Here is a 17,019-nt window from a genome sequence, read left to right on the forward strand (position 1 = left end):
CACCTTCGGCGCGGCCGGGTCACTCCTCGATGGTGACCGGGATGGGTTGGTAGCGCGTCTTGGCGGTCGCATCGCCGGCGGGCGTCCCGACGTCGGGCTGGGCGCCGCCGCCGGGCGGTCCGTCGGGCGGCGGTTCGGCCGACCGGTTCAAGTCGTCGACGATCGCGCGGATCGCGTCCAGCAGCGCGATGCTGTGGTCGGCGACGACGGTGAGCAACGGGTGCTGATCGCCGGTGGCCAAGGCGGCCAGCGCGCACACCGGACACCACACCTGCTGGCACTTGCCGGTCCCGACTCCCGCGCCCGCCGTCAGCGCGGCCGCCGCCCGCACCGCGGGGTCGATGCCGTCCAGGATCGCCTGCGCAAGCCTGCGCAGCTCGGGACCGATCTCGGGGTGAGCCCCACTCACTTTGGCCACACCTCCGGGTCCGGTCGAAAGCGAACCGTCAGCTCGCTACCCCGCAGCTGCGCGTCGAGCACCGTGCAGCGCCGCAGCACGGACGCCAACCGGACCCTGCGCCGCAACCCTCCGGCGCTGATGATCAGGTCGTCGTCGACTCGGCCCAACGACAGTCCTCCGGGATCAAGCTGCGGCAACGTTAGCCGCATACGGTATATCGACCCAAGCCCCGACCCGGATTCGAGGTCCACCACGGGCCGCAGCGGCCCGGGGGGCGCCGCCCCGCCGCGCCGGCGGGCGCCGTCGAGCAGCGCCCCCAGCGCCTTGGGGCCGATCGGCTCGCCGGACAGGTGCGGGGTCAGCACCAGCGCCACGTCGCCGATGGTGGCGTCGAGTTCCTCGAGCACGGCGCGTTGCTCGGCGATGCGTTCGGCGTACCAGTAGAACGCCGGATGTTCGGGCAGGTTCCGGTACTCATAGGACTCGTCCTCGGTGAGGACCTGGTTGACGATCAGCTCCTCGACCCGCACGCCCATCAGCGACAGGGAGCCCAGCGTCCGCGCCGCCTCGGCCGCCACCACCCGCTCGGGGGTCAGCACCAGGTGCGCGGTGACCAGCTCCCCGTCGGTCAGCACCGCGTTGAGCTTCTCGACGCTGGCGCTGATGCGCTCCAGCAGCTCGACCATCGCGGCCGAGCGGGCGTCGTCGCCGGCGACGGACAGCCTGCGATGGCGCGGCCACGCGCGTTCGACGTAGAGCCCAAAGGTGGCCGGCAGGGTCAACATTCGCAGCGCGTCCGCGGTCGAGGCGCAATCGACGACGATGCGATCCCATCGCCCGGAGGCGGCGAGCTCCCCGACGGCGTGCAGCCCCAGCACCTCCTGAACACCCGGCAGCGCCGAAAGTTCTTCCGGTGCAATGGTGCTGAGCTCGGAATCGGGAAATCGGCGATCAAGCGTGTCGACCACGCCGCGCCACCGGGACTCGAGCAGCTGCAGCGTGTCCAGCGCCAGCGCGTCGAGGAAGCCGCCGCCGGCCTCCGCCCCCCCGGTTTCGAGGTCGGCGAGCACCCGAACCAGCTCGCCCTGACCGCCGGGCGGGACCGCGACGCCCAGCACGTCGCCCAGCGAGTGCGCCTGGTCGGTGGACACGACCAGCACCCGCCGCCCCGCGCCCGCGTCGCAGACGGCGGTGGCGGACGCCAGGGTGGACTTTCCTACCCCGCCCTTCCCGACGAAAAGACTGATCCGGGCCGGGGTGGTCGCCCGGAATTCACTGGACTCACTCAGCCTCGACTCGTTTCTTCAGTTCCTTCAAAGCCGTGTCGGTCAGCCTGCGCTCGGCCTTGCGCTTGAGCATTCCGATCATGGGGAGGGACAGGTCAACCGAAAGTTCATAGGTGACGTCGGTGCCAGATCCCTTGGGCGTCAGGCGATACGAGCCTTCGAGCGAGCGCAGCAGCGAGCTGGAGACCAGGGTCCAGCTCAGCGACTGGCGGTCCGCCGGCCACTGGTAGGACATCACCATGGTGTCTTTGATGATTCCGGCGTCCATCACGAACCGCACGACCTTGGGGTAACCGTCGGCGCCCCGCTCCTGCACCTCGGCTTCCTTATATTCCGAGATCCATTCCGGGTAGGAATCGATATCGGCGATCACCCCCAGCACCGTACCGGGGTCGGCCTCGATGTGGATGGTCTGCGTCGTCTTCTCCGCCACCTGGCTGCTGCCCTCTCTCCCGCGCGCGGGTAGGCCCCGCGACATACCGGATTACCCCGGCCTCCGGGCCGAAACGGTACTCCTACCGCCGAACCTTGATCCGGCTAAACTACCGGAGAAACGCCGACCGGACGTGAGCGTTCCGCCGTCCTTTTGACCTCGAAGGCCATTTTCTTGCCCGCCACCCGACGGCGGTGCGTCATCTTCGCCAGGTTCAGCTTGGCCAGCTGCCAGGCCGCTACGCCGGTGGGCTCGGCGTGCAGGAAGTAGTGCAGCACCACGCCGTCCAACGACGGTTCCAGCCAGATCTCCATCGTGCCGGTCAGCGCGCCGGTGACCGTCCACCGCATGCCCTTTTCGGCGCGATCCTCGACGACCTGCAGCCGAAGGTCCGGCCACCACCGGCGCCAGCACGACGGATCGGCGACCACGGCGCCGACACGGGCGCCGTCGGCGGCGACGAACGTCTCGTCGGCGATCTGGATGCTGTTCACCGTCCCAGCTTCACACACCGATCGGAATCGCCGGTATCCGGCGCCGCAGTGCGGTGCGGGCCGGGTGGACCTCGGCCGTGCTGCTCGAAGCGCGGATTAGGCTGGGCCACAGCAAGCCGGCACCCGGAACGTGACGAGCCAATCGAGGTCATCAGAGTGCGTGAGTACAGTGTCCCCGCCCGCTTTACCGTCGGCGAGCACGAAAGCGTCGCGGCCATGGTCTTCGACCACGAGCGCGATGACCCGAGCTTCGTCATCTTTCAGCGCCAGGTCGACGGCGTGTGGACCGACGTCACGTGCGCCGAGGCGGCCAGGCATGTCCGCTCGGCCGCGCTGGGTCTGATCTCCCTCGGCGTGCAGGCCGGCGACCGGGTGTCCATCTTCTCGGCCACCCGTTACGAGTGGGCGATCCTGGACCTGGCGATCCTCTCGGTGGGCGCGGTCACCGTGCCGATCTACGAGACGTCGTCGGCCGAGCAGGTGCGCTGGGTGCTGCAGGACTCCGAAGCGGTGGTGGCCTTCGCCGAGACCGACGCGCACGCCGCGATGGTCACCGAACTGACCACCGATCTGCCGGCTTTGCGCCGGGTGCTGCACATCGACGGATCGGGCCCCAAGGCGCTCGACCAGCTCGCCGACGCCGGCGCGGCGGTGGAGCCGGCCGAGCTGACCGCCCGCCTCGAGGCGCTGCGCGCCGACGACCCCGCGACCCTGATCTACACCTCGGGCACCACCGGCCGGCCCAAGGGCTGCCAGCTCACCCACTCCAACCTGCTCTACGAGTCCCGCGGCGCCAAGGAGTGCCTGCCGACGCTGCTGAACGAGGGCCAGCGGCTGCTGGTCTTCCTGCCGCTGGCTCACGTGCTGGCCCGGTCACTGACCCTGTCGGCGTTCGCGAACAAGGTCACGGTCGGGTTCACCAGCGACATCAAGAACCTGCTGCCGATGTTCGCGGTGTTCAAGCCGACGGTCGTGGTGTCGGTGCCGCGGGTGTTCGAGAAGGTCTACAACACCGCCGAGCAGAACGCCGTCAACGACGGCAAGGGGCGCATCTTCGCGATGGCCGTGCAAACGGCGGTCGACTGGAGCCAGGCCCACGACGACGGCGGGCCCGGGCTGCTGCTGCGTGCGAAGCACGCGTTGTTCGACCGGCTGGTCTACCACAAGTTGCGCACGGCGCTGGGCGGCGACTGCCACGCGTCGGTCTCGGGCGGTGCCCCGCTGGGCGCGCGGCTGGGCCACTTCTACCGCGGCGTCGGCCTGACCATCCACGAGGGCTACGGCCTGACCGAGACGAGCTCCGCCATCACGGTCAACCAGGTCGGCAGGGTCAAGATCGGGACGGTCGGCACCCTGCTGCCGGGCAACAGCATGCGCATCGCCGACGACGGCGAGTTGCTGGTGCGCGGCGGCGTGGTCTTCGACGGCTACTGGCGCAACGAGCAGGCCACCAGCGACGCGTTCACGGACGGCTGGTTCAAGACCGGCGACCTGGGGGCGCTGGACGAGGACGGCTTCCTGAAGATCACCGGCCGCAAGAAGGAGATCATCGTCACCGCCGGCGGCAAGAACGTCGCGCCCGCGGTGCTCGAGGACCAGCTGCGGGCGCACCCCCTGATCAGTCAGGCCATGGTGGTCGGCGACGCCAAGCCGTTCATCGGCGCGCTGATCACCATCGACCCGGAGGCGTTCGTCGGCTGGAAGGAGCGCAACCACAAGCCCGCCGAGGCGTCGGTCGGCGACCTGGCCACCGACCCGGACCTGTTCGCCGAGGTCGACGCGGCCGTCAAGAACGCCAACCTGGCGGTGTCGCACGCCGAGTCGATCCGCAAGTTCCGCATCCTGCCGGTCGACTTCACCGAGGACACCGGCGAGCTGACCCCGACGATGAAGGTCAAGCGCAACGTGGTGGCCGAAAAGTTCGCCGCCGACATCGAATCGATCTACGAGAAGGATTAGCCGCGAGCAGACGCAAAAGTCCCCATTTCGGCATGAAATCGGGGACTTTTGCGTCTGCTCGCCACACTTAGCCGCCCAGCAGTTCGCCCAGCCGGGCGGCCAGCGTGTCCCAGCGCCACTGCGAGGTCACCCAGGCGCGCCCGGCCGCGCCCATCGCGGCGGCCCGGTCGGGATCGGCCAGCAATTCGGTGACGGCCTCGCCGACCTCGTCCACCGAGCGGCCGTCCACCACCAGCCCAGTCTTGTTGTGCTGCACCGTTTCCGGGGCCCCACCGGACAGGCCGGCGATGACGGGCACGCCGGTCGCCGAGGCCTCGAGGAAGACGATGCCCAGGCCCTCGACGTCCATCCCGGCGCCGCGGGTGCGGCACGGCATCGCGAACACGTCGGCCAGCGCGTGGTGGGCCGGCAGTTCGGCGGCCTGCACGCCGCCGGTGAACGTCACATCCTCGGCCACGCCGCGATCGCGGGCCAGCGTGCGCAACGCCTCGAGGTACGGTCCGCCGCCGACGACGACCAGCGCCGCCCCGTCGACGCGCCGCCGGATCGACGGCAACGCCTTGATCAGCGCGTCCTGGCCCTTGCGCGGCACCAGCCGCGACAGACACACGACGACCGGCCGCTCGCCCAGCCCGTAGCGGGCGCGCAGCTCGGCCCGGGCGGCGGGGTCGGGCCGGAACCGGTCGGTGTCCACCCCGGGCGGCAGGTACTCCAGCCGCGCCGCGGGCCCGAAGGCCGACGCGAAGCGCGAACGCGTGTAGCGGCTCACGAAGGTCACGACGTCGGTGCTGTCGCCGATGCGACGCAGCACCGACCGCGCGACCGGCAGCATCGACCAGCCCACCTCGTGGCCGTGGGTGCTGGCCAGCACGCGGGTGGCGCCGGCCTGCCGGGCGCGCGGCGCCAGCAGCGCCAGCGGCGCGGCCGCGCCGAACCAGACGGTGTCGATGCCGTGCTCGCGAATCAGCCGGCGCATCCGGGCGTCCACCGCCGGGCCGGGCAGCATCAGGGTGCCGGGGTGGCGCACCACGCGGTAGCCGGCGGCGGCGGCCGAGTCATCGAAGGCGTCGGCCCCCTTCCATTGCGGCGCGTACACCGTCACCGAATGCTGCGTCAGTCGGCCGACGAACTCGCCCAGGTAGGACTGGATGCCGCCCGGGCGGGGCGGAAAGTCGTTGGTTACCAGCAGGACCCGGCTCACCTGGGTCAGGCTAGCGGGCCAGCCATTGGTGCCATCGCACCAGCAGGCCGGCCGTGTCGGTGCCGAGGACGTCGTGCACCGCGGTGGGCACGTCGGCGTGGCCGATCCCGCATGCGGCCAGGTACAGGTCACGCAACTTCGGCGCCCCGTAGGTGTCGGCGACGAAGCGGGCGAACCACCATGCCTTGTCGTACGCCAGCGAGCGCTGGGGACCCGGCTCGTCCAGCTCGCTGTCGGCCGGCATCGTCAGCGGCACCGGCAGTGCGTCGGCGGGCACCGCGGTCTGCGGCCGGGCGACGAAGTCGGCGACCCCTTCGGTGAGCCACCGGGGCGCGTCCGCGGCGGTGTCGGCGCGGGCGGCGTAGTGAAACAGCTCGTGCGTCAACACAATTCGCAGCGCGCTTTCGTTCATGGTCACCGCGCCCGGGGCGAAGACGATCCGTTGACCGAAAGCGGCGTGGTGGGTGGGATCGACGCGGTCGGCCACCGTCACGGCCGCGATGTCGGCCCACTGCGACGCCGGTCCCCCGCCGGCGGCGGCCCGGAACTGTTCGTCCGAGCCGGTGGCGAGGATCGAGATGTCGTGCGGCCAGTCGCCGCCCCAGAAGGACGTCACCGCGGTGATCGCGCCACCGATGCCGGAGGCCACCCGCGACAGCAGCCGGTCGCTGACGGCGCCGCCCAGGCCGACGAGCCGGACCGTACGGTCGCCGACGACCAGCGACCTCGCCGCGGCGCCCACCTGGCTGCGGGCGGGCGTGACCAGCTGCGCGTGCCGGGCCTTGCCGTCGCCGGCCGCGTCGAACGGCACGGCCGCGGCCACGATCAGCTCGAGGGCGAACACCCAGGCCAGCAGGAGCGGCAGCCGACGCCGCCGACTGAGGGGGTCAGTAGCGACGGGCGTCGTGGATCGGGCCGGCGGCATTCATCGGCACCACCCGCACCGGCACGCCGTAGGTGGAGGAGTGGATGACCATCCCGTCGCCGACGTAGATGCCGCTGTGCGACGCATCGGAGTAGAAGGTCACCACGTCGCCGGGCTGCAGGTCCGACAGCGCCACCGGCTGACCGCCTTGAGCCTGCGCCTGGCTGGAGTGCGGCAGCGAGATGCCGGCCTGCTGGAACGCCCACATCACCAACCCGGAGCAGTCGAAAGCGCCGGGTGAGGCGCCGCCCCACACATAGGACGAGCCGACCTGGGTCAGCGCCGCCTGCACGACGGTCGCGCGGTCACCGCCGCCCACGCCGCCGGGGGGCAGCATCCCCGGCATCCCGGGCATCCCGGGCATCATTCCGGCGGGTTGCGGAGCGTCGGCGGGCGGCGGTCCGCCCGGCGGCGGCACCGCGTCCGGCGCCGGCGCACCTGGCGGCGGCGCGGCCGCCGGGACCTGCCCGGGGTCGGCGAGCGCCGTGCGTTGCTCCGGCGTCAGGGCCACGTACTGCGATTTGACGACGGCGATCTGCACCTGCAGCTGGCTCTGCTTGGACTGCAGGCTCGCGCGGACCGCGGCGGCCTGCTCAGCGGCGCTCTTGGCGTCGGCCGCGGACTTGGCGGAGGCCTGCTCGGCCTTGGCGGCCTGCTCGCTGGCGGCCCGGAAGCTCGTCATCTGCGTGCGCATCTGCGCCGCCATCAGCCGCTGCACGGCCAGCTTGTCGATGAGGCCCTGCGGCGATCCCGCGGTCAGCATGGCCTCCATGCCGTCGACGCGGCCGCCCATGTATTGCGCGGCGGCGAGCTTGTTGACGGCGCCCTGGAAGGAGGCCAGGCGCGCCTTCGCCGAATCCACGGCGGCCTGGTCGTCGGCGTGCTTCTTTTCCGCCGCCTGCTGGACCGCCAGCTTCTTGTTCAGGTCGAGCTGCGCGCTGTGCATCGCCTCGGTGGTCTGTTCTGCCTGGCGGGACAGCTGATTCAGTTTGGCCAGCGCGTCCTCGGCCGGATCGGCCACGGAGTTCGCGGCGAAAACCCCCGAGAAGACCACCAAGCCCGCTAACGTACCTAGGGCAGAACGTGTGATGACACGCGCACAGGGGTACATAGAGTCGAGCCTCAAAATTTGCATCCTTAAACGGCCTGGACTGGCACTGCAGGAGCGCCGTCGGACTAGTTTAGGTCTCAAACAGGTTACGAAACGATATCGACGTTTGTCCAAACCGGATCGTTAAGAAATCGGAAAGATTTCTGTCGTTACTATGTGAATGTTGGCAATCCCCTAAGACGCTTGAGCGGTTTTGGCGCACAAGGCAATTAGGCTACACCGGCCCCACGGTCCCGACGAATCGGCACCAGCCGCAGCCTCGGCGCCAGCCCGGCATCGGCGAGCACCTCGAGTGCGGCCCGTTCGTCGTGCAACAGGGTCTCCGGAACGCCGAGCAACACGCTGACCACGCAGTCGCGGCATCCCGGGCCGCGCACCGCGCACTCGTCGCAGTCGATCACCACCGGTGCCTCCGGACCGGACGCCGCCTCGCCCTTGCCGCTGCCGTATGCCATCTCGGGCCGTCCTCTCGGTCGTTCGAACGCTGAAGTTTCGCGCGCTGATCCGCACGCTAGCCGGGGGCACCGACATCGAATCCGCCGTCGATCCGCCCGGCGTGGGAAGCAGACCGCTGTCGGTGCGAGTGCCTAACCTCTCCGCCATGAGTGGTGCGGCTCAGCTGAGTTTCGCCGACTTGGGAGCGCGCTGGCACTCGGCCGCCACCCCGATCGACGAAATCCCGTTGCGCGAAACCACTTTCGTCGTCGTGGACCTGGAGACCACCGGCGGACGCACCAAGAGCGCCGACGGCGGACCGTGCGACGCCATCACCGAGATCGGGGCGGTCAAAGTGCGCGGCGGCGTCGTGCTCGGCGAGTTCGCCACCCTCGTGGACCCGCAGCGCGCCATCCCGCCCCAGATCGTGCGGCTCACCGGGATCACCACGGCGATGGTGTGCGACGCCCCGACCATCGACGCCGTGCTGCCGATGTTTTTCGAGTTCGCCGGCCTGGACCACGGGGCGGTGCTCGTGGCCCACAACGCCGGGTTCGACGTGGGGTTCCTGCGGGCCGCCGCGCAGCGCTGCGCCATCCCCTGGCCCCGTCCCCAGGTGCTGTGCACCGTGCGCCTGGCCCGCCGGGTGCTCGGCCGCGAGGAGGCCCCCAGCGTGCGGCTGGCCGCCCTGGCGCGGCTGTTCGCGGTGGCCACCCAACCGACGCACCGCGCGCTCGACGACGCCCGGGCGACCGTCGACGTCCTGCACGCGCTCATCGAGCGAGTGGGCAACCAGGGCGTGCACACCTATGCCGACCTGCGCTCGTATCTGCCCGACGTGACGCCCGCCCAGCGCAGCAAACGCGTTCTCGCGGAAGGCCTTCCGCACCGGCCCGGCGTGTACCTGTTCCGCGGTCCGGCGGGTGAAGTGCTCTATGTCGGGACCGCCGTCGACCTGCGGCGCCGGGTCGGCCAGTACTTCACCGGCGCGGATCCCCGCGGCCGGATGAAGGAGATGGTCACGCTGGCCGGCGCGGTCGACCATGTCGAGTGCGCGCATGCGCTGGAGGCCGGCGTGCGGGAGCTGCGGTTGCTGGCCGCGCACGCCCCGCCCTACAACCGGCGGTCGAGGTTCCCGCAGCGGTGGTGGTGGCTGGTGCTGAGCGACGAGCCATTCCCGCGGCTGTCGGCGATCCGGGCTCCGCGGCACGACCGCGCCGTCGGCCCGTTCCGGTCCCGCACCGATGCGATCGACACGGCGGCGCTGCTGGCGCGGTTCACCGGCCTGCGGACGTGCACCGCGCGGCTGGGCCGTTCGGCCCTGCACGGACCGGCCTGCCCGGAGGTCGAGGTGTCGCCGTGCCCGGCCGCCCGGGGTGTCACCGCCACCCGGTACGCGGCGGCCGTGGCGGGGGCCGGGGCGCTGATCGACGGGCTGGACAACGCCGCGCTGGCCGCCGCCGTGCGCCACGTCGCCTCGCTTGCCGAGCAACGCCACTTCGAGAGCGCCGCGCGCCTGCGCGACCGCACCGCCACCGCCATCGAGACGCTGTGGCGCGGCCAGCGGCTGCGGTCGCTGGCCGCGGTGCCCGAGCTGATCGCCGCCGCGCCCGATGGTCAGGGCGGCTACCACCTCACCGTGATCCGCTACGGCCAACTCGCCGCGGCCGGGGCCGCCAGGCGCGGGGTGCCCCCGATGCCGGTGGTCGACGCCCTTCGGGCCGGCGCGCAGACGATCCTGCCGACGGCGGCCCCGCTGGGCGGCGCGCTGGTCGAGGAGACCGCGCTCGTCGCGCGGTGGCTGGCCACCCCAGGGGTGCGCATCGTGCGGGTGGCCGGCGTTGACGATGCCGGGTGGAGCACCCCGCTGCGGTCGGCCGGCGCCTGGTCGGCGTGGGCGGCCCTGGCGCGTTCGGCGCGGCTGGCCTGGCAACAGGATCCGGCGCAGGGGGGCTCAGAGCTGCTGGCCGAACCGCACCCATCGCGCGAGCAGGTGTTCGGCCGCTCCGGAGTCGATGGCCGCGCAGGCGCGCCGCAGCCCGTCCTCCCAGGCCGGCAGCCATTCAGCACGGCTGGATAGGCCGGCGTGCGCGACGATCGCCCCGGCGGCGTTGAGCACCACCGCATCGCGGACCGGGCCCTTGGCCCCGGCCAGCACCGCGCGCGCCTCCGCCGCGTTGGCCTGCGCGTCGCCGCCCAGCAGCTCGTGCAGCTCGGCCCGGGCGAACCCGAATCCGGCCGGATCGAACGTCAGCCGGTCCACCGTGCCGGCCTGCACCCGCCAGATCGTGCTGGTGGTCGTGGTGGTCAGCTCGTCGAGCCCGTCGTCGCCGTGCACCACCAGCACGCTGGACCGGCGTGCCGCGAACACACCGGCCATCACCTCGGCGAGGCCGGCGAACGCGCAGCCGATCAGGCCCGCCCGCGGCCGAGCCGGATTGGTAAGCGGCCCAAGGAGATTGAACACGGTGGGCACCCCGAGCTCGCGGCGCACCGCGGATGTGTGCCGGTACGACGGGTGGAACAGCGGCGCGAAGCAGAACCCGATCCCGGTCTCGGCGAGGCTCCGCGCGACCTGGTCGGGCTCGAGGTCGATGCGCACCCCGAGCGCCTCGAGCGTGTCGGCGCCCCCGGACAGCGACGACGACGCCCGGTTGCCATGCTTGACCACCGGCACCCCCGCGGCGGCCACCACGATCGCGGCCATGGTGGACAGGTTGACCGTGTTGACGCCGTCGCCGCCGGTGCCGACGATGTCGACGGCGTCGTCCGGGACCGCGCCCGCGGGCATCGGGCGGGCGTGGCGCAGCATCACGTCGGCCAGCTCGCTCACCTCGGCCGCGCTGGGCACCTTCATCGTCATCGCCACCGCGAAGGCGGCGATCTGGGCCGGGCCGGCCGCGCCGGCCATGATCTCGTCCATGGCCCAGGCGGCCTGGCCCTGCCCCAGTTCCTGACCGCCCGTCAGGCGGCCGAGCACCTGCGGCCACGACGGCGACTCCCCGGGGGCGCCCCGGGGAGGGCGGGCTTCAGGCGACGCGGCCACGCGCCGATGGTCCCACGAGGGTCAGCCGCCCGCCCAACCGTTGCTCCAAGCGCGCCGGTGGGGGCGGGCGGAACGCCGATTCGAGAAATTTCGGACCCGGGTAGAGTTCGACAACTACAAAGCGTCATACTTGCGGATGTGACCAGCGCTGTGGGGACCTCGGGTACTGCGATCACGTCGCGAGTGCATTCGCTGAATCGGCCGAACATGGTCGCTGTCGGCACCATAGTGTGGCTGTCCAGCGAACTCATGTTCTTTGCTGGCCTGTTCGCGATGTACTTCACGGCGCGGGCTCAGGCGGGCGGCAAATGGCCGCCGCCGCCGACCGAGCTGAACCTCTATCAGGCCGTGCCGGTGACGCTGGTGCTGATCGCGTCGTCGTTCACCTGCCAGATGGGCGTGTTCGCGGCCGAGCGCGGCGACGTGTTCGGGCTGCGCCGCTGGTATGTGATCACCTTCCTGATGGGCCTGTTCTTCGTCCTCGGCCAGGCGTACGAGTACTACCACCTGGTGTCGCACGGGACGACGATCCCCGGCAGCGCCTACGGCACGGTGTTCTACCTGGCCACCGGCTTCCACGGCCTGCACGTCACCGGCGGGCTGATCGCCTTCATCTTCCTGCTGGCCCGCACCGCGATGAGCAAGTTCACGCCGGCGCAGGCGACGGCCAGCATCGTCGTCTCCTACTACTGGCATTTCGTCGACATCGTGTGGATCGCGCTGTTCACCGTGATCTATTTCATCCGCTGACCAGGCGAAGGACAGGAGTGCTCGGTTGAAGAAACTGGGGTCTACCCGAAACGGTGCCCGGCGTGGCCAGCCGCGAAAAGGGCACAACGACCGCTCGCGACGGCGCCTGCGGCGGCGGTTGTCGGGCGGGTTGCTGCTGCTGATCGCCCTGACCGTGGCCGGCGGCCTGGCCGCCGTCCTCACCCCCACGCCACAGGTGGCCGTCGCCGACGAGAACTCCTCGGCGATCCTGCGCACCGGCAAGCAGCTTTTCGACACGTCCTGCGTGTCCTGCCACGGCGCCAACCTGCAGGGCGTGGCCGACCACGGCCCCAGCCTGATCGGCGTCGGCGAGGCGGCCGTCTACTTCCAGGTGTCCACCGGCCGCATGCCGGTGATGGCCGGCGCCGCCCAGGCTCCGCGCAAGGAGCCGATCTTCGACGAAGCTCAGATCGACGCGATCGGCGCCTACGTGCAGGCCAACGGCGGCGGCCCCACCACCGTGCGCAACCCCGACGGCAGCCTGGCGATGCACTCGCTGCGCGGTGACGACGTCGGCCGCGGCGGCGACCTGTTCCGGCTGAACTGCTCGTCGTGCCACAACTTCACCGGGAAGGGCGGGGCCCTGTCGTCGGGTAAGTACGCGCCCGACCTGGGCGAAGCCAACGAGCAGCAGATCCTGACCGCGATGCTGACCGGACCCGAGAGCATGCCGAAGTTCTCCGACCGCCAGCTGTCCTTCGACGCCAAGAAGGACATCATCGCGTACGTGAAGACCGTCACCGAGGAGCGGCAGCCGGGCGGCTACGGCCTGGGTGGCTTCGGACCCGCGCCCGAGGGCATGGCCGCGTGGATCATCGGGATGGTGGCCGCCATCGGGCTGGCACTGTGGATTGGGGCGCGAGCATCATGAGCGAGCAAGACGTGCGCGGCTCGGACACCGACAAGGGCGGACCGGGGGCACCCCACGAGCCCAGCGACGCCGCGCTGGCCGCGATGTCGCAGCAGGAACTGGTGGCCCTGGGCGGCAAGATCGACGGCGTCGAGACGGTCTACAAGGAGACGCGCTGGCCGGTCGAGGGCACCAAGGCCGAGAAGCGCGCCGAGCGCTCCGTGGCCCGCTGGCTTTTGCTGGGCGGCTTCTTCGGGGTGGCGCTGCTGCTGGTCTTCCTGTTCTGGCCGTGGGAGTACAAGCCGAAGGACGCCCCGGGCAGCCTGCTGTACACGCTGGCCACCCCGCTGTACGGCCTGACCTTCGGCATGTCGATCCTGTGCATCGCGATCGGCGCGATCCTGTACCAGAAAAGGTTTATCCCCGAAGAGCTTTCGATCCAGGAGCGCCATGACGGCGCCTCACGCGACATCGACCGCAAGACGGTGGTGGCCAACCTGGCCGACGCGTACCAGGGCTCGACGATCGGGCGGCGCAAGCTGGTCGGCCTGTCGCTGGGCGTGGGGCTGGGCGCGTTCGGGCTGTCCACCCTGGTGGCGTTTGCCGGCGGCCTGATCAAAAACCCGTGGAAGCCGGTGGTGCCGACCGCGGACGGCAAGAAGGCCGTGCTGTGGACGTCCGGGTGGACCCCGCGCTACAAGGGCGAGACCATCTTCCTGGCGCGTGCCACCGGTTCGGCCGGCTCCTCGCCGTTCATCAAGATGCGCCCCGAGGACCTCGACGCCGGCGGCATGGAGACCGTCTTCCCGTGGCGGGAGTCCGACGGGGACGGCACCACCCCGGAATCGCAGGAGAAGCTCCGCGCGATCAACCAGGGCGTCCGAAATCCCGTGATGCTCATCCGGATCCGGCCCAGCGACATGTCGCGGATGGTCAAGCGCCAGGGCCAGGAGAGCTTCAACTGGGGCGAGTTCTTCGCCTACACCAAGGTCTGCTCGCACCTGGGCTGTCCCGCGTCGCTGTATGAGCAGCAGACCTACCGGATCTTGTGCCCCTGCCACCAGTCGCAGTTCGACGCCCTGCACTTCGCCAAGCCGATCTTCGGCCCCGCGGCGCGTGCGTTGGCGCAACTGCCCATCACGATCGACTCCAACGGGTACCTGGTCGCCAACGGCGACTTCATCGAGCCCGTCGGACCGGCATTTTGGGAGAGGACGACGACATGAGCCCCAAACTGAGTCCCCCGAAGATCGGTGACGTCCTGGCCCGCCAAGGCGAGGACATCGATACGCGCTACCACCCGTCGGCGGCGGTGCGCAGGCAACTCAACAAGGTGTTTCCCACCCACTGGTCGTTCCTGCTGGGCGAGATCGCGATGTACAGCTTCATCGTGCTGCTGCTCACCGGCGTTTACCTGACGCTGTTCTTCGACCCGTCGATGGCCGAGGTCACCTACAACGGCGCCTACCAACCGTTGCGCGGCGTCGACATGTCCAAGGCCTTCGCCTCGACCCTGGACATCTCGTTCGAGGTGCGCGGCGGGCTGTTCGTGCGCCAGGTACACCACTGGGCCGCTTTGCTTTTCGCCGCATCGATCATGGTGCACCTGGCGCGGATCTTCTTCACCGGCGCGTTCCGCCGACCCCGTGAGGCCAACTGGGTGATCGGTTCGCTGCTGCTGATCCTCGCCATGTTCGAGGGCTACTTCGGCTACTCGCTGCCCGACGACCTGCTGTCCGGCATCGGGCTGCGCGCCGCCCTGTCCTCGATCACGTTGGGAATGCCGGTGATCGGCACCTGGCTGCACTGGGCGCTGTTCGGCGGCGACTTCCCCTGCGGTGGCATCGGCAACGAATGCGCGACCGTGGGCGCCATCATCCCGCGCATGTACGCCCTGCACATCCTGCTGCTGCCGGGGATCATCCTGGCGCTGATCGGGCTGCACCTGGCGTTCGTGTGGTTCCAGAAGCACACCCAGTTCCCCGGGCCCGGCCGCACCGAGCACAACGTGGTCGGCGTGCGGGTGATGCCGATCTTCGCGGTCAAGTCCGGCGCGTTCTTCGCCGCGATCGTCGGTGTGCTCGGCCTGATGGGCGGGCTGCTGCAGATCAACCCGATCTGGAACCTGGGCCCCTACAAGCCGTCTCACGTGTCGGCGGGCTCGCAGCCGGACTTCTACATGATGTGGACGGAGGGCCTGGCCCGTATCTGGCCGCCGTGGGAGTTCTACTTCTGGCACCACACCATTCCGGCCCCGGTCTGGGTCGCGCTGCTGATGGGCCTGATCTTCATCCTGCTGATCATCTACCCGTTCCTGGAGAAGCGGTTCTCCGGCGACTACGCGCACCACAACTTGCTGCAGCGGCCGCGCGACGTGCCGGTGCGCACCTCGATCGGCGCGATGGCGATCGCCTTCTACATGGTGCTCACCCTCGCGGCGATGAACGACATCATCGCGTTCAAGTTCGACATCTCGCTGAACGCGACGACGTGGATCGGGCGCATCGGGATGGTGATCCTGCCGCCGTTCGTCTACTTCATCGCCTACCGGTGGTGCATCGGGCTGCAGCGCAGCGACCGCGAGGTGCTCGAGCACGGCATCGAGACCGGCATCATCAAGCGGCTGCCGCACGGCGCCTACATCGAGCTGCACCAGCCGCTCGGCCCCGTCGACGCGCACGGTCACGCGATTCCGCTGGAGTATGAGGGCGCCCCGGTTCCCAAGCGGATGAACAAGCTGGGCTCCGCCGGCTCGCCCGGCAGCGGCAGCTTCCTGTTCGCCGACCCGCCGTCCGAGGACGCCGCGTTGCGCGAGGCGGAGCATGCCGCCGAGCACCGCGAGCTGACCGCGCTGCGCGAATACCAGGAGAGCATCGTCGGCTCCCCCAACGGCGAACACGACGAGCACTGAACCGCACCAAGCCAAGAGTGCGCCGCGAGACATCAACTCTTGCGGCGCATTTTGGGCGTGTCCTCGCCGAGGTTTATGTGTCGCGGCCCCAGGAGAACCGAGGGAGTTTGTGCGCCTAGCGCGCGTCCCGCAGGTCGCGTAACTGGCGGATGTGCAGCCATTCCACCACCGGCATCGCCGCGGTGACGACCCCGGCCACCGCGTAGCCCACCCAGGATGGGCCGTCGTGACCGACGGCCATCAGGTACGTCGCCGCGGCGGCCGCAATCAGGGCGGCGCCCATGGTGCCGGTCAGAATGACGGTGCCGCGCAACCACACCCGATCCACCGCGGCGCCCGACCACTCCGTCGCCGGCTCCGCCGCCTGCATCCGCGGCTGGCGCGCCCGCTCGGCCGCGGTGCGCGGCGCGGGGGCCATCAGGCGCACCGGGGGCCGGTGCGGCGTGCGCCCGGCACCCGCGCCGGGCCGGGTCGCCGGCTCGATCAGGCCCATGCGGCGCGCCCGCAGCAGCAGCGGGATCGCCCCGGCGATGATCAGCGCGGAAATCGCGATGACGGCGTACAACACCCACGAGGTGTGCGAGCCGCCGGGCGTCTTGTGGAAGCCCCGGCCGAGATCCACCAGGGCGACGGCGGCCGCCACGCTGACGCCCAGCAACACCAGCCAGACGGCCGCGCAGGCGCCGAGCAGGAGGCGGTCGATGACGTCGGGCGGGATGCTGTCCGAACCACGCCGGTAGGCCGAATACCTGCTGACCATCAGCAGCTCGTCTGCGGTGCGTCGCTGTTGTTCGACGACAGCACCGTTCCGTCGCTGGTGGTGATCGAGCAATTGAGCCGGCTGACCCGGAACAGGCTGGATGCCTGGACCGATCCGACGTCGGACGTGGAGATCGGTGTCACGGTCATCGACCACGGGATGTACACGTTGTGCTGGGTGCGGGACCGGCCGGACGCGTCGACGTACGTCACCGAGATGATGTCACCCGGAGCCTTGGTGCCGGTCACCGAATAGGTGACCTGCCGCGGCCCGGCGGGTGTCGTCGTGGTGGCCGGGGGCGGTGCCGCCGCGGTCGAGGTGGCCGGCGGCGGGGCCGGCGCCGGCGGGGGCGGCGGAGCCGGCGACGGAGTGGTCGGGCGCCGCGGTGGATCGGGTGTGGTTGCGCGGCACCGTCATTCTGACCGGCACCATGGACG

Annotated in this window: 16 protein-coding genes and 2 pseudogenes; 7 read left to right on the forward strand and 11 right to left on the reverse strand. The window is 70.5% G+C overall.

The window, feature by feature from the left end; genetic code table 11:
• Positions 1–19 precede the first annotated feature (19 nt).
• The 4 genes from A5705_RS20265 to A5705_RS20280 all read right to left on the reverse strand — a co-directional run bounded on the left by A5705_RS20265 (position 20) and on the right by A5705_RS20280 (position 2,613).
• Complete coding sequence (locus A5705_RS20265) at positions 20–409, reverse strand: hypothetical protein (RefSeq protein WP_067883384.1); 390 nt, start codon at positions 407–409, stop codon at positions 20–22.
• Positions 406–1,689 (reverse strand): ArsA family ATPase, encoded by a 1,284-nt coding sequence (locus A5705_RS20270; protein ID WP_156738562.1) that lies wholly within the window; start codon positions 1,687–1,689, stop codon positions 406–408. The genes A5705_RS20265 and A5705_RS20270 overlap by 4 nt, the downstream gene beginning before the upstream one ends.
• On the reverse strand, positions 1,682–2,119 hold the full coding sequence (locus A5705_RS20275) for an SRPBCC family protein (protein ID WP_067883418.1): 438 nt from the start codon (positions 2,117–2,119) through the stop codon (positions 1,682–1,684). The genes A5705_RS20270 and A5705_RS20275 overlap by 8 nt, the downstream gene beginning before the upstream one ends.
• 104 nt (positions 2,120–2,223) lie before the next feature.
• On the reverse strand, positions 2,224–2,613 hold the full coding sequence (locus A5705_RS20280) for a polyketide cyclase / dehydrase and lipid transport (protein WP_067883382.1): 390 nt from the start codon (positions 2,611–2,613) through the stop codon (positions 2,224–2,226).
• Between the two features lie 156 nt (positions 2,614–2,769).
• Here A5705_RS20280 and A5705_RS20285 point away from each other — a divergent pair, with 156 nt between their 5' ends.
• Positions 2,770–4,572 carry a long-chain fatty acid--CoA ligase gene (locus A5705_RS20285; RefSeq protein ID WP_068279534.1) on the forward strand — a complete coding sequence of 601 codons (1,803 nt, stop codon included), beginning with the start codon at positions 2,770–2,772 and terminating at the stop codon, positions 4,570–4,572.
• 67 nt (positions 4,573–4,639) lie between these two features.
• Here the strand turns inward: A5705_RS20285 and pimB are convergent, their stop codons facing one another.
• From pimB to A5705_RS20305, 4 genes are all read right to left on the reverse strand, one after another.
• Complete coding sequence (pimB, locus tag A5705_RS20290; RefSeq protein ID WP_068279537.1) at positions 4,640–5,773, reverse strand: GDP-mannose-dependent alpha-(1-6)-phosphatidylinositol monomannoside mannosyltransferase; 1,134 nt, start codon at positions 5,771–5,773, stop codon at positions 4,640–4,642.
• A gap of 10 nt (positions 5,774–5,783) precedes the next feature.
• Positions 5,784–6,617, reverse strand: a complete 834-nt coding sequence (locus A5705_RS20295) for a hypothetical protein (RefSeq protein ID WP_068279539.1) — start codon at positions 6,615–6,617, stop codon at positions 5,784–5,786.
• Positions 6,618–6,660: 43 nt separating this feature from the next.
• A complete protein-coding gene (ripC, locus tag A5705_RS20300; RefSeq protein WP_369829613.1) occupies positions 6,661–7,809 on the reverse strand; it encodes a peptidoglycan hydrolase RipC in 1,149 nt (382 codons plus the stop codon).
• Positions 7,810–8,018: 209 nt separating this feature from the next.
• The gene (locus A5705_RS20305; protein WP_067883378.1) at positions 8,019–8,264 is read right to left on the reverse strand and encodes a hypothetical protein; all 246 of its coding nucleotides are present in this window, start codon (positions 8,262–8,264) and stop codon (positions 8,019–8,021) included.
• A 146-nt stretch (positions 8,265–8,410) separates the two neighbouring features.
• Here A5705_RS20305 and A5705_RS20310 point away from each other — a divergent pair.
• A pseudogene (locus A5705_RS20310) lies at positions 8,411–10,261 on the forward strand (DEDD exonuclease domain-containing protein); the annotation flags it as partial.
• On the opposite strand, the gene trpD reads toward A5705_RS20310, so the two are convergent.
• Positions 10,199–11,290, reverse strand: coding sequence for an anthranilate phosphoribosyltransferase (gene trpD / locus A5705_RS27430; RefSeq protein ID WP_156763172.1), 1,092 nt, complete (start codon positions 11,288–11,290; stop codon positions 10,199–10,201). The pseudogene A5705_RS20310 and the gene trpD sit on opposite strands and share 63 nt — an antisense overlap.
• Positions 11,291–11,428: 138 nt before the next feature.
• On the opposite strand from trpD, the gene A5705_RS20315 reads away from it, so the two are divergent.
• Genes A5705_RS20315 through A5705_RS20330 form a run of 4 tightly spaced genes read left to right on the forward strand, consistent with a single transcriptional unit; the run spans position 11,429 to position 15,822 of the window.
• Positions 11,429–12,040: a heme-copper oxidase subunit III gene (locus A5705_RS20315; RefSeq protein ID WP_067883377.1), complete on the forward strand. Its 612-nt coding sequence runs from the start codon at positions 11,429–11,431 to the stop codon at positions 12,038–12,040.
• A gap of 25 nt (positions 12,041–12,065) precedes the next feature.
• Complete coding sequence (locus A5705_RS20320; protein WP_068279541.1) at positions 12,066–12,932, forward strand: c-type cytochrome; 867 nt, start codon at positions 12,066–12,068, stop codon at positions 12,930–12,932.
• Positions 12,929–14,137 carry a ubiquinol-cytochrome c reductase iron-sulfur subunit gene (locus tag A5705_RS20325; RefSeq protein WP_068279543.1) on the forward strand — a complete coding sequence of 403 codons (1,209 nt, stop codon included), beginning with the start codon at positions 12,929–12,931 and terminating at the stop codon, positions 14,135–14,137. Before A5705_RS20320 ends, A5705_RS20325 begins: the two co-directional genes overlap by 4 nt.
• Positions 14,134–15,822 carry a cytochrome bc complex cytochrome b subunit gene (locus A5705_RS20330; RefSeq protein ID WP_068279558.1) on the forward strand — a complete coding sequence of 563 codons (1,689 nt, stop codon included), beginning with the start codon at positions 14,134–14,136 and terminating at the stop codon, positions 15,820–15,822. The genes A5705_RS20325 and A5705_RS20330 overlap by 4 nt, the downstream gene beginning before the upstream one ends.
• Before the next feature lie 115 nt (positions 15,823–15,937).
• On the opposite strand, the gene A5705_RS20335 is transcribed toward A5705_RS20330, so the two are convergent.
• Both A5705_RS20335 and A5705_RS27435 read right to left on the reverse strand, forming a co-directional pair.
• Positions 15,938–16,582, reverse strand: a complete 645-nt coding sequence (locus tag A5705_RS20335; RefSeq protein WP_068279546.1) for a DUF2561 family protein — start codon at positions 16,580–16,582, stop codon at positions 15,938–15,940.
• A pseudogene (locus A5705_RS27435) lies at positions 16,582–16,983 on the reverse strand (MmpS family transport accessory protein); the annotation flags it as partial. The gene A5705_RS20335 and the pseudogene A5705_RS27435, both read right to left, overlap by 1 nt.
• On the opposite strand from A5705_RS27435, the gene A5705_RS28720 reads away from it, so the two are divergent.
• Positions 16,968–17,019 (forward strand): DUF2561 family protein (locus A5705_RS28720; RefSeq protein WP_231982525.1); only part of this gene is annotated, 52 nt, incomplete at its 3' end. The pseudogene A5705_RS27435 and the gene A5705_RS28720 sit on opposite strands and share 16 nt — an antisense overlap.

It is taken from the genome of Mycobacterium sp. E787 (assembly GCF_001668725.1).
Classification (GTDB): Bacteria; Actinomycetota; Actinomycetes; order Mycobacteriales; family Mycobacteriaceae; genus Mycobacterium.